This window comes from Bacillus sp. AC266 (assembly GCF_979253805.1).
In genome coordinates this window covers 21,143-34,760 of record NZ_CEEDEC010000009.1, presented here as the reverse complement: position 1 = coordinate 34,760, position 13,618 = coordinate 21,143, and the positions used below count along the sequence as shown (strand labels likewise).

12 protein-coding genes are annotated in these 13,618 nt (G+C 31.9%); all 12 read right to left on the bottom strand.

Features of this window, described 5'->3' with window-relative positions; translation table 11 throughout:
• Positions 1–9: 9 nt before the first annotated feature.
• The gene (locus tag AC0IXC_RS26110; protein WP_002167807.1) at positions 10–1,197 is read right to left on the bottom strand and encodes a nucleotidyltransferase domain-containing protein; all 1,188 of its coding nucleotides are present in this window, start codon (positions 1,195–1,197) and stop codon (positions 10–12) included.
• A 1-nt stretch (position 1,198) separates the two neighbouring features.
• Positions 1,199–1,672 (bottom strand): lasso peptide biosynthesis B2 protein, encoded by a 474-nt coding sequence (locus AC0IXC_RS26105; protein ID WP_215591313.1) that lies wholly within the window; start codon positions 1,670–1,672, stop codon positions 1,199–1,201.
• Between the two features lie 36 nt (positions 1,673–1,708).
• A complete protein-coding gene (locus AC0IXC_RS26100) occupies positions 1,709–2,017 on the bottom strand; it encodes a lasso peptide biosynthesis PqqD family chaperone (RefSeq protein WP_215590072.1) in 309 nt (102 codons plus the stop codon).
• The gene (locus tag AC0IXC_RS26095; RefSeq protein WP_215590073.1) at positions 1,980–2,951 is read right to left on the bottom strand and encodes an aldolase; all 972 of its coding nucleotides are present in this window, start codon (positions 2,949–2,951) and stop codon (positions 1,980–1,982) included. The genes AC0IXC_RS26100 and AC0IXC_RS26095 overlap by 38 nt, the downstream gene beginning before the upstream one ends.
• Before the next feature lie 76 nt (positions 2,952–3,027).
• A complete protein-coding gene (locus tag AC0IXC_RS26090) occupies positions 3,028–3,153 on the bottom strand; it encodes a paeninodin family lasso peptide (protein ID WP_002087908.1) in 126 nt (41 codons plus the stop codon).
• A 15-nt stretch (positions 3,154–3,168) separates the two neighbouring features.
• A complete protein-coding gene (locus AC0IXC_RS26085) occupies positions 3,169–5,106 on the bottom strand; it encodes a lasso peptide isopeptide bond-forming cyclase (protein WP_471653558.1) in 1,938 nt (645 codons plus the stop codon).
• A gap of 292 nt (positions 5,107–5,398) precedes the next feature.
• Positions 5,399–6,562, bottom strand: coding sequence for an aminotransferase class I/II-fold pyridoxal phosphate-dependent enzyme (locus tag AC0IXC_RS26080; RefSeq protein WP_215590075.1), 1,164 nt, complete (start codon positions 6,560–6,562; stop codon positions 5,399–5,401).
• 30 nt (positions 6,563–6,592) lie between these two features.
• Positions 6,593–7,288 carry an HAD family hydrolase gene (locus AC0IXC_RS26075; protein ID WP_002165242.1) on the bottom strand — a complete coding sequence of 232 codons (696 nt, stop codon included), beginning with the start codon at positions 7,286–7,288 and terminating at the stop codon, positions 6,593–6,595.
• A 1-nt stretch (position 7,289) separates the two neighbouring features.
• The gene (locus AC0IXC_RS26070; RefSeq protein ID WP_215590076.1) at positions 7,290–8,267 is read right to left on the bottom strand and encodes an ATP-grasp domain-containing protein; all 978 of its coding nucleotides are present in this window, start codon (positions 8,265–8,267) and stop codon (positions 7,290–7,292) included.
• Entirely contained in the window at positions 8,254–8,859 is a 606-nt protein-coding gene (locus AC0IXC_RS26065) for a sugar transferase (RefSeq protein WP_085312159.1), read from the bottom strand. The genes AC0IXC_RS26070 and AC0IXC_RS26065 overlap by 14 nt, the downstream gene beginning before the upstream one ends.
• 616 nt (positions 8,860–9,475) lie before the next feature.
• Positions 9,476–11,710 carry a right-handed parallel beta-helix repeat-containing protein gene (locus tag AC0IXC_RS26060; RefSeq protein WP_063219770.1) on the bottom strand — a complete coding sequence of 745 codons (2,235 nt, stop codon included), beginning with the start codon at positions 11,708–11,710 and terminating at the stop codon, positions 9,476–9,478.
• A gap of 334 nt (positions 11,711–12,044) precedes the next feature.
• On the bottom strand, positions 12,045–13,604 hold the full coding sequence (locus tag AC0IXC_RS26055; protein ID WP_215590077.1) for a lipopolysaccharide biosynthesis protein: 1,560 nt from the start codon (positions 13,602–13,604) through the stop codon (positions 12,045–12,047).
• Positions 13,605–13,618: the final 14 nt, after the last annotated feature.

Genomic DNA, 13,618 nt, shown 5'->3' with positions numbered 1-13,618 from the left:
ATGTTCCCCCTATGACAAAGCAAGCTTCTTTGTTTTCCTCCAAAGACATAGAAACGGACGTAAAGGAAAATATAAAAAATGAAGGAATTTAGGTAACGGCAATGTTTTTGCATCAATCGGATAAGGATAGAGTTGGCTCATAATAAATAAAATTTTTTGCTGATTAGACATCAGTGAAAATAAATGCCTACTATGATAAGCAAGTACTTCTTCAGGAACAGGATCGGTATGCAAGTTTATCATTTGCTTGAAATAAAACAGCGCTTCTTGAGCTAACTGCTTTGAACGTTTTTTCGCTACTAATTCCATCATCCTCTTATCTAATCGTGCACCTAACATTTGAGATGCCAAAATTAATGCTTGTCCTCCTAAATGAAACATTTGATATTTTCTCATTAATTTGTTAATCTCACTCCAGTTAAGATCTTGATTGACAATTTTTTTTATATCCACTAACCAGCGCAATCTAGACCAACCATGTCTAGCACCATGAGAGACAAGAAATAAAAATAAATCTTCCTTTCCTAACATATATACCGAATTACTTGTAAGTGCACTTTTTCTCTTTCGCTTCCAAAGCTCTTCAAACCCAGGTTCCTTACCCGGTCCAGGATTTAACCTCCAATGAATTTCAAGTTTGATCCGCCTTGTTGGATGGAAAAATGTTATATGGTGATGCCTCCATTTCCAATCACTTAATATCGTTTGAATATAATCATCTTTCACATATCCTTGCTCTAAAAGTAGTTTTTCTACTTTTTCTAATTTTTGAACAGGAATGAGAACGTCCAAATCACAAGATGTTCGTAAAGAAATATCTCCATATAAGTCCTGAGATAGTACAGGTCCTTTTAGAAACATCGTACGAATCTCATTTTCATTAAAAAATTTATTTATTCGTTCCATTTCAGCACTTAAATAAAGCATTTGAAATGTATTATTTCTATATTTTCTATTTAAAGTTTGTACAACATGTGAAGGAATTCGTTCCTCATCTACCTGTTTAAGTTTTTGATAAATCACCGGATAAACACGATGATGCATGGCTTGCTCAAGAAAAACCTCCCAATCAATATCTGTGAACCATTCACTACTATAAGTTTGCAGTGTTTCGTCATCTTGTAACTTCAAAATTGTAAAAAGAAGTTTCAATTCCTTAGACATGAACTCTACATTAAGACCAAAATCTTTCTCCATTTTATTCTCCTTTAATAGTGTCCTCACTTAACCTCTTTGCAAATGATCCAACGACAGTAAATTTCTCCATTCCTTCTGATCCAGTAACATAAAAAGAACCGCTCCGTAACCATGCATGCGCAATTAATTCACCATGACTATCCTTAGCAGTTCCTAAATAAAGAGTACTCTCAATGTGACGTTTTTCGAGCATTTTCATCCCAGCTATAGCTTTAACAAGGCATTGACTTTCCCAAAAAGTATAACGACTCATAATAGAAATAGCTTCAGACACCTTCTTTAGTGTATCCCCGTGTGGCTGAATTTGAGCAACTGATGTTTCGTTCATGTAATCCCCTAAAGAAGGTGCAACTTTGGAAAAGGTAATACTTTTCAGTACACGTGCCCATCCTAAAAAAATAAAAGCCTCTAAAAATAAGAGCTTTGTTTTCATGTTCAGTGATAAAAACATCCTTAACCTTTTCACAATATTTATTAATCCCTTCCTAACAGTTCTCTTGAAATTGCGAATCTATCTATTAGATTGATCTTTTATTTGAATTAAACCTTCTTGAAATAAACACTCTAAAAAGGAAAGAACGTGCTCTTCACAATCTTTTCGTTCAATATCATAGTTAGATACTAACATAGTAACAAGCTGATTAATTATTACTGGATTTTCAATAAGCTCCCATATTTCTCCGCCTATTTCACCCAAGTTATAGTAATTTCCTTTTTGGACATTTAACATAACTTTTTCTCCATCCATATCGCTTACTATATTACCCTTACTTTGGACAACGTTATGTTCTAATGATATTTTTCTCGAGTGGACAACCATCAACCATACTCCCTTTCTGTATAGTATTTAAAATAACTTCCACAAGCTCATGCGCTGTAAATCTTGAAGCCGGGCGGCTTACTTGAAACATTTCCATTCCACTTGCAATATCAGATGAAGTTTCAAAATGCCATTCCATCAATCCTAATTTAGAAATCAAAGAGCTCCTAAAAGTATGTCGGTATAATTTAAACAGACGTGTAAGCCCTTCTATCTGAGTCATCTCTATATCTTTCCCCTGTGTTTTTACTAATTCAATAACACCAGCAAGACGTAAAGGCTCAGGAAAAAATTGAGAATTCACAGGAACAGCATACTTCGTTTCCCTTTCAAACAAAGAGCTATATTGCGTTATTCCCATTCCAAACTCATCTAAACTTTCTTTCCATAATTTTTGTTGTGGGTAAGATGGATGGACTATTGGGGTATTCTTACATAAAAGAGACACAGCGACTATATCATCACTTAAAAATTGGTATCCTTTACTTAAAAAAGCCGAGGCTAAAGTTGATTTTCCGGCTCCTGAATCACCAATTAGAGCATATGCTTTCCCTTCTATAGCAATTACGCTTCCATGCAACGGAAGTACTTTGCGTTGCATTAAAAGTGCACCCATACAAGTCCCCAGAATATATAGTCGGATTTTATTTTCTTCCGCCCCTGGCATAGGTGAAAAAATAATTTTCTCGCCCGCTTGGACAGAAAATATTGCAGTCTGAGGAACATGAAACATCACTACATCATCTTCCACTACAATTGTTTTTTGCTGTTCTTCGCTATATTTATCCCATTGTTCAGATAAATCCGTTATTTCAATTTGAACATCCGCCATTTCTTTCTTTTCATTCAGCTGAGACAATTCGGGTAATGGGATTTCACTTACTATTTTTAACCCGAAGGCTTTGTATAACACATTCTCCATAGAATTGATCATCCTATTCACCCCACATTGTCAATTTTTTGAAAGCTCTTATATAACAAAGTTATATAAGAGCTTATTTTCCAGTGACTTAACTATACTTCACCGGATCATCTGGATCAGGTTGAATCGAGTCAGGATATTTATGTCCAGGCCCCGCCATAGTCATATTAATATTAAGTACTTCTAATACAGGTTGTTTCCATTCCTTTTTCATACGTATCACCTCCTTTCATATTGATTTTTTTATAAATCGATAGAAGATTAAGCTGCGCATTAAAACTCTAAAATCTAGATCAAATGCATACTCTGGTCGAGGTTCTTTACAAATTTTCGAGATAGCTTTCTTAATTACCTCTACATTTAGAAATTCAGAGATTATTGGATCTACACTAAGTTCTTCAACTTCCTCAATGAATTCATTCCAAAAAGGAGCCATACGGTAAACACCATCTGCACCTTGAACACCCCGAACCCGTTGATTTAATCGTACTTTATCAGGAAGTAAATTTTTTGTAGCTCTCCGAATAAGAGATCGATCTACACCATTTTGAACATACTGTTCTTCCGGGACTGACAAACAAAATTGAACAATCCGTAAGTCATTTGTAGGATCGCGATCCCATAAAGCATAACGTAACGATAATTTCGTTTCATACGTTCCATTTATGCTCCAATAATATGTTTTTTCAAACTGTTCTCTTTTCATGTCATATGCATTTGAGATAGAGGTACCTGTTATATCAATATCCTGTTCTTTGAGTCTATCAAAAACATTCATTTTTTTTGCAAATTCCGGATTGATTATCCTAGGAAAAACATCTTGTTCCTCTGAAGAAAGTAACTGATGTAAAAATGGAAATGCCTTTCTTTTTACCACTTCAAAAACACGTGATTTTTTCACGCCTAGATTTCTACTATACAAATATAGTTCACGATAAAAACGCATCCAATGTAGCTTTTTTAACAACATTGCCTGATAATCTAAAATAGGCCCCCACGATACTGTCCAATTACCTCTTTGACCACTAAGGAGTACCCCTATTCCATGCTGAGATGCTTTTTCATAAACTCCACTCAACCAAAAAGTATTCTCAAAAAATTTATATGGCATCTCCATTGTTTCCAGCCAATCATCAATTTCCGATAGTGGGCTTCTCTCCGGCAGTTCTAAATAATAATCCTGTATATTCCCTACATGCTTTACAGTTGATTGAATAAATGGTCTTTCGTCGGCTATCCTACCTTTGTGTGTCCAATCTACAAACCCTTCTACTGGGACATAGCTAAACGTATGTAATTTTTTATTTTCAGCACGTAAATCCTTAGCAGCAAAGCTAACGACAGAACCAGAGTCTAGCCCTCCGCTCAAATGAGCTCCTACTTTGTGATGTGTTCTTAAACGTGCCTTCACTGCACTTTGATACACATCTCGAAATGCCTCTTCATACTCTTCATTTGATTTTAAATTAAGCATTTTCCCAGTAGTTGGTGTATAGTATCGCGAAAAATTAACTTTGCCATTCTTTACCGAAATAGTGTGTGATGGAGGCACCTGTTCTATATATTTATAAACTGTTTGCTGTGAATCTACTGATTCGAAATTTACAGGTATAGCTAAAAATTCAGCAATCCACTGCTCATTCAATTTTTTCTCAACATATGGTAGAGTAAATAACGGATTTATAATAGTGCAAAAAGCAAACTTTTCCTCACCACGATAAAAATAAAGGGTTCGGCTTCCCGAAAAATCTCTGGCTCCAAAAAGGGTTTGTTTTTTCTCATCCCAAATCATAAAGGCAAAATCGCCTACCAAATATTTTGGAGTCGCTTCCCCCCATTTCTGATAAGAGAGTAAAATCAACTCACTATCTGTCATGTTTTTTCTATCTGCATAATTCACTTGTAATTTTTCAAATAACTCATTACGATTATCAATAATAGCATCTACTGTAATTGCCAGTTGCTTTTCGTAATTATAAAAGGGTAATTGTTCACCAACAGATTCTGGTGTGATCCACTGTGCGTGACATCCTAGAAAAACATTTTCTTTATGCCATATTTGAATATCATCAGCAGGGTACTTTTGTAAATCACTCATTAATCGTGTGCCATGTTCAATTGATACAGGTTCATTAGTAAAGTGAATAATACCAGTTATAGCGCTCATTTCTTCCTCCTAATATATAGAAAGTCACTACAAATACTATTTATATATTAAATTCGTTAAACATACCCCTTTATCATTCTTTTTAACGAACAAAGTTATTTGTTTTATTACTTTCTGAATTACATGCTTTAATTTACTTACAGACTAAGATATAAATATTTAAAACCTATAATCATCTCTTTTTTATATCAATTGAAACTGAATGTTCCCAAACAATCCCCTTTGGAATTCACTATAAAGAACAAATAGTGCTACATATACAAATCTAATTCCAATTTTACTTACTTTTCTTTTAATTCTTCCATTCTACTGCTTTTAAAATGCTTTGAATTACCCTTTGTTGATCTTCAGCTAACATATTAGATCCTGAAGGCAAACAAATTCCACTTTGAAATAAGGAATGCGACACATCTTCATTTTTACTATGCGGATAATACTTCTTCTCTTTAAAGAGCGACTGCATATGAAGTGGCTTCCACATAGGACGCGCTTCAATATTCTCTTCTGCTAAAGTTCTCAACAATTTCCCAATAGAGATCCCGGATTCCTTTTCATCAATTGTCAATGTAGTAAGCCAACGATTAGAGCGAGTATTTTCTAATTCAGGCATAAAATAAAATCCTGGCATGTGAGATAGCGCTTCATAATACCGTTTATATATAAATCTTCTAGCTCTCACCCTATCTTCTAACACTTCTAATTGTCCTCTACCAATACCAGCTAAAATATTACTCATTCGATAATTATATCCTATCTCACTATGCTCATAATGTGGAGCTGGATCCTTTGCTTGTGTCGCTAAAAACCTCGCTCTTTCTAATGCTTCTACATCATTAGAAACTAGCATTCCACCACCTGAAGTTGTAATGATTTTATTTCCGTTAAATGAATAAACCCCAAACCTCCCAAATGTACCGCTTGCTTTTCCTTTATATGTAGATCCAAGAGATTCTGCTGCATCCTCAACTATAGGAACATTATATTGATTACAAAGTGAAAGAATTTCATCTAGTTTAGCACTCTGACCATATAAATGAACAAGAATGATAGCCTTTGGTAATTTCCCCACTTTATTAGCTTCATACAATGCATGTGCCAATGCATTCGGTGACATATTCCATGTTTCCGGTTCTGAGTCAATAAATACTGGTTCAGCTCCCAAATAAACAATCGGATTCGCACTCGCTACAAAAGTAAAACTTGAACAAAACACTGTATCTCCCTTTTGGACATCTAATAATCGCAAAGCTAAATGAATAGCAGCCGTACCTGAACTAACTGCAGCCCCACCTTTCACTCCTACAAAAGATGCAAGTTCTCTTTCAAATCCATCAACATTTGGGCCAAGAGGGGCAATCCAGTTTGTATCAAATGCATTTTGAATATATTTTTGTTCATTCCTACTCATGTGCGGAGAGGAAAGGTAAATTCGCTTTTTATGCTGAACTGTGTGCATGTAAACACATCCTTTATACATATTTAAATACTATGTATCTAAAAACATATGCTTTAATACAGATATATCAGATAATCTCCTTAAATTATCAATTGTATAATGTGCTTTATAAGCTTGCTCAACTATAAGATTATGGTGAATTCCACCTTCTCTATTAATATGGATCGTTAACCATTTCAATTTCTTGGCTGTTATAAAATCCTTACTTAAATTATCTCCTATATAGACACATTGCTGATGAGGCACCTGTAGTTCCTTACTTATTTTTTCATAAGGAATTTGGCTCGGCTTCCAATATTCTTTTCCCAGCTCATCAGTGAGAATTATCGAATGAAATCTCTCTTTTAACTTTAATGCATTAATTTTCTTTTCTTGGGCAACTAAATATCCGTCTGAAATAAGTCCTATTTTAACGGTATTAACTAAATTATTTAGTACCCAATCTGCTTCATCCAACAATTGAATATCTGGTTTATGAAACCTATACTGTTCTATCAAATTACTAATCAATTTTTCATCGTAAGGAATGTTTAACTTTTCTAGTGTTTCATTAAACACGAACCTTCTTTCCCCCGAATCGAATAATTGAATTGCAATATTATAAAATCCGGTTTTCTTATACTTCTCTTTAATCCAATCATCCACTGCTTTAAAACCACTTACAACATAATCTTTCTCTTTATATAAAGTATCATCCATATCAAAAACAATTGCTTTAATCATCATCTTAAATACTCTCCATAAAAACCGCTTCATCATATCTAAGCATTGTTAAATTTTCTCTCCAATTAAAGTCCTTATCTATAAAGACTTCCCCCTGACACATTTTAATTGTCCAAAGTGGAAAATTCGCTCCTGCTTCTATTGATAGTGGTATTCCTCCTCCAAAACGAGGGTTTATTTCAATAAACGTAATTTGTCCATCCTCCTTTTTAAAACATTGTAAAGTAATACACCCAATAGGATTAGGAAGAGCTTTTATTACAGTTTCTGCTGCTTGGATGATATCAAAATCCTTCTTGGTCATACCTTTACTTACCTCACCTGCTCGTGTCTCTATACGCAATCTAGGAACGATTGTTTTTATATTCCCACAGAAATCTACCATGACATCTATAGTGTATTCTTCTCCTGAAACGTACTCTTGTATCATAGCGTTAGGTATATAATCCTTAAAAAATTCCAATTCCTTTTCATTCATTATTTTTGTTACACCTTTACTAGAACTGCCATCATAAGGTTTAATTAATAGTGGAAATTGATATTCTTTTCTTCCAATCTCTTCATCACTATATACTCTAGGTGTTAGTATATTATTAGATGCAAAAAAGTTATATGTGTATTTTTTGTTATTAGCAATCTTATTTAATTCCATACTAGAAACTAATACTTTTACACCAATACCTTCGAAAACCTTCGAATTATTAGCCATAAGGGTTAATTCTGTATCAATTAACGGAATTATTAGATTTATCATTTCAGATTTACATATTTTTAATAATTCATTTATATATCCCTCTTCATTTACACGCGGAACAATAAAATGCTTATCGCTAAAGTAAATGGTGGGAGCAGTTTCTTTTAAGTCTGCAGTAAAGATTTTTCCTTTGATTCCTTCTTGTTTAAGTACTTCCTTAAATTTTTTAATTAAGGTGACCCTCCTACCAGAGCTAGTAAACAAAATATTCATTTTATTCCCCCCCATGCTCGATTCCCCCCTTAAAAACTGGCATAGTCACATGCTTATTATTTGTTATCCCTTCCGACTTTAAAACCTTACTAAAAGTTAGATATAAAATTTTCAAATCTAAAAGAAAACTTTGATTCTCAACATACCATACATCTAATTTAAATTTCTCATCCCATGAGATACTATTTCTTCCATTAACTTGAGCCCATCCAGTGATTCCGGGTCTTACATTATGCCTTTTAGCTTGCTCTTTCGAATATAAAGGCATATATTCTATTAATAATGGGCGGGGGCCCACCAAACTTAATTGACCTTTTAGCACATTTATTAATTGTGGTAATTCGTCTAAACTATATTTTCTAAGAAATTTTCCAACTTTAGTTAATCTAGCGTGATCTTGTAACAGCTCCCCATTACTATCTCGCTCATTGGTCATCGTACGAAATTTATAAAGATAAAAAGGTTTTCCATGTAACCCTGGACGTTGTTGTCTAAATAAAATGGGTGATCCTATCTGAGTTTTAACTATAATTGCTACTAAAAGAATAACGAAAAAAAAGCAAATTAATAATAATAAAGAAATAAAGATATCAAACAGTCTCTTCATTACCAATCATTCCCCCATCTTAAATTATTACAAATGCTTTTCCAAAGTTAAATAATCTACAAAGTATTCATTACGGATTGAAATCAAGTATTCTTAAGTTGTAATTAAAGAATTGTATTCAATTTCTCTTTACTTATCACCTGCAAACATTTTCTATAGTACACAGCTTTAAAACTTAATAAGTAGAAGAAAGCAATACACATAGGTGCAAAATATATTTTTTCAAATGCTTATCCAAGAGACTATTACACACTGTAAAAATCTCAAAAAATATATTCACAAACACAGTTTTATAAACAACGCTTAGTAGTATATTAAAAAATCCATTTATTATTTAAAAATTCTCCTACACACTATTTTTTAGTATGCAGTTAACTTAATAATAAAAAGCTATTATGTTTATAAAAAACATAATAGCTTTTCTCTATTCTATAGTAGTAACTAAAAGTCAATAAACCTATTATCTATTAGGAATTAGACTATTTCGAATAATTACATTGGACAAAATCCTTCCATGTACCATTATATAATACCTTATGGACATATTTATTAAGAGCCACTCTACTTCATTTCTCATAATTTTTTGAAACTATTCAAATTTAATTATCACCATGCATTAATTTGGATCTATTACACCATTAACTATATTCCCTTGCAGAAATTCCCTCCCTGTAATTGTAATTTTCGCATTATTCAACACGTTGTTTTGAATTACTACTAGGGGTGTAATACTCGTTGTTCTATTATCTATCCCAACTTGCATCAAATTTGTGGAATTTATAATATTATTTTGAATTATCACTTGCTTACCAGTAAACGCTGCATCCAAAACAATAATAGCTCTCTGAAGAGTATCATTTGTAATTTTTATAGTATTTCCCCTTAACACTATTTCATCAGATACATTTTGAATATTCAAGACCGTACCATTTGGTTTTTCTATATGACAATCCATCATCTTGAATGCTTTGAGGTTATTCACTGTAAATAACGTGTTATTTCTATCTATACTAAAGAACTTGCAATCTTTTAATTCTAAAGTGCTTCCTGTACTTGTTATCCCCAAAAAGGTTACGTCCTTAAAAAAGCAATTTGTATATGTCCCTGCAACTAAGGTTGGGTTTTTAACATTATTAAATATAATATTTTCAAATATCCATCCTGATTTAACTGTTCCTACTGGTACATAATTTAAATACAAAACGTCTTGTCCTTCAAATATACAATTTGAGATAGTTTGCGGCTCATTTTTCATCTCTAATGTCCACTGATACAATGATGACAAGGAATTTAGTTTATCTGCATCGTTTATAAAGCGACAGGAATCAACTTTAACCGCATATGGAAAGGGGGTATCAATAATCATTTTACTATTAGAAAAAATATTATCTAATATATTAATAGGTCGATTTACATATACACCTTGAACATTTACTTGCGCTCCGTATACATAATTATTGGAAAAAATAACATCTCCTAACAAAGAGACCTTGGTTAATCGGATATTATTCCCTGTTACGATTACCCTATCTGCACCACCATTAATAGATAGCCCAACATAAGCATTTGAAATGGTATTCATAATAGAATTATTCGATATATAGATAAATTTCCCATTTACAACAATAATATTATAATTTTTATTATCATGAAAATTATTTCTTTCAATGTATATATATTGATTTAAATCATATCCATCTTCAATATCTAGTCCACTTTGTGGATTGGTACCTGCGATGTGATGAATATCATTATCTCGAATATATACATTCTTTGCCCCACATACACTAATCCCTTGTCTACGGCAATCATGTAAATTACATTTTTCTATATAAGTATATTGTGAAAAAGAAGGCACCCGAACATTTATTAAACAATTTGCAGGAGCAGGAACATTCCCTTGATGCAAAACAATTTTAGCATAACTTGCTCCATTAGGGACTTCTACTTCATCAAAGAATTGTACATTGGTTTTTGAAGATAAAAATATATTATTTGAAGTGTAAAAAATGACATCATAATAATCGCATTTTATTTCAGAACCCAATGCTCCAAATCCATTTCCATATAATCCAAAGTAACCATACTTTACAATAGCCACTTGGGTCATATCAATTTGCAAATTGGAACGTATCTTTGTTGTACTACTTACTAATGAACCATCTGTTGTATTAATTGCTCCCTGTTCAAATGAACTTGCTAATGCTGTAGGAAAAGGTGAAATCTGCCCAAAAGTACTGTTCAGTGTAATGGCATCTCCTGTACAATCTAAAATATCTAGATTATCTAAAGATACAAACCGTGTATTGTTCCCCCCATCAGCAGGTGGAGTAAAACTCCCCAATTCAATGCCGTACCCTGCCTCATGTGTTCCCCCACTAGAATAATCATGTGTATATCTATCTCCTTGGATAATACCATTTGTTATCCTAGAATATACTTGATTTCTACGAAAACTTATAATTGCATATCCAGTCAAATTATTTGTTTCCATTTTTAATGTTGAACCGTTTAGATTCAAAGTTAAATGACTTGGTGGTTCGATGGGTGTTTGTTTATCAATCAAATATATTCCTCTAGGTAACACAACTTCCGTATAACCTTGTTGAGCCGCCCAAACTAAAGCATTATTAATACCTTTGGAAGTATTGATAGCATCAGTCCCATCATTCTTAACATCCCATCTATCTAATTCTAATACATATATACTTGTAGAATTTGTAGCTTCAAATGATTTTGGAATCCATTTTAATTGCGTACTATCATAAGTTAAAATGTCATTATGAAAAGGAGGCTTGGACACCAAATCTAAATCATTCAAATTCCCAAGATTATCCCTTCTTCTCCACATCAATTCACACCTCTTTTTTGCTTTTCTACATCTTATGTTTCATAAGGTAAATTGATTGGATATAAGAGAAGTAACATCACTTTTTATTGTTTTTAGAGATCCATTATTTAGAAAGTCTTTTCACAATTCCTTTCTCCTTCCTAAATAGATCTATTCTTACTAGCTGTTTTTATTTCAATACCATTTTATTTATACTATTTAAACTTACAATTTTATTAAAAAGACACTATGCTCTTTATACATAACTCCCCTACTATTATTTTCAGAACAACCTAAAATCTCTTCCGTAAATAAAACATTCTTTACTGTGATATGGAAAAAATAAAATAATAATTTATGGATAATTATCATTCGAAACTTTCCGAGTTAATATTTTCGACTTTATTTTTTTTATTAATATTCGGGTTAAATTAAGGAAATATCTATACTCTTCCGCCTCTTTAAATACCATCCAAAAGATCCAATTCGGAATAATCAGGCACAAAATACTACGTATTACCATGTCCATAAATATATTTATGTGAAAAATATAACCAATAAAATCCGTTGCTATAACAGAAAATAATACAAGCACTACAAACAAAATATATCTAATAAAATATACTTTTACAGATTTTTTAAAAATCATTTTAAATATAATATAAGGATCATACCAAAAGTAAGTACATAATCTACTAATAACAGTCCCTAAAAGCACTCCTGCTATTCCTATTTGTTTCGCGAGAATTATAGAAACTACAATATTTATAATTGCCGCTATGATAGGTCTATACTTCCCTTTTTTAAATAAACCTGTGGTTTCTCTAAAAATTGTAGTTGTATTTTGCATTCCTGAAGTGAAAAAATTAAGTAATATGAAAAATAATACATACTTATTAAACACATATTCCTCACCTAACCAGAGTGTTATAAATGGATTTATCAAATTCCAAAGGCAAACTGTACAAAATCCATATATCCAAAAATTAAAAAAGTTAATTACACGAAAAATAAAATATTTTTTTTCTGCATTTTCTTTCACATTCAAATTTCCAACACTAGCAGTGATAGAATAAAACAAATAGCCTAATAAGGTATTTAATGTATTTAAGATCAACAAATAATTTGAATACACACCAACCCAAATAATTCCAATGAATTTCGATATAATTATATTATCTGTTGCATTAATTACTACACCACTAATTTTATATAGTAACAAGGAATACAAATTCTCAAAAAACTCTCGTCTGTCTGCCTTAGATAATTTCGCATTATTTTTTTCTTTTAAAAATGGATATAATTTATTTGCCTTATTTGCAATATATACATTCTCAATTACTTTCAATGTTAATTGAACTATCAGTACTACAATGTAATCACTAATAATTATTAATAAAACAATTTGTAATGCGTTAGATATAATTATGAACAAAGTGTGTATTTTAGAAATGATATAGTTACTTTGATCAGCAATAATAATAGATTGCTTATATACAAAATAATATGAGGACACCGAACTTATTAAAAATAAAAGATAGATAATGTTAATGTCTTTAATCATAGTATCTGCATTCACTAAATAATCAAGAAATGGTAATAGAGATAACCCTAATAATAAAACTACTACTCCTATTAATCTGTATGCTTTTTGATATAAATTCATTAATGCCTGTATTTTATAGATATCCTTCTCAGCTAATGGCCTATATAAACTATAAATTATAGCTGTATCAAAGCCTAAATTAGCTAGGGAAAACATCAATAGTATACTTGTAAAAAGCCCATCCACACCTAAATATTCTATACCGAGTGTATAAATAAAAACAGTTCGAACAACAAATCCCATGCCAATACTAATTATTTGTCCAGACAAACCGAATAAAATATTTTTTAAGGAATTTTGTATTCTCATCGTAATACCTTCTA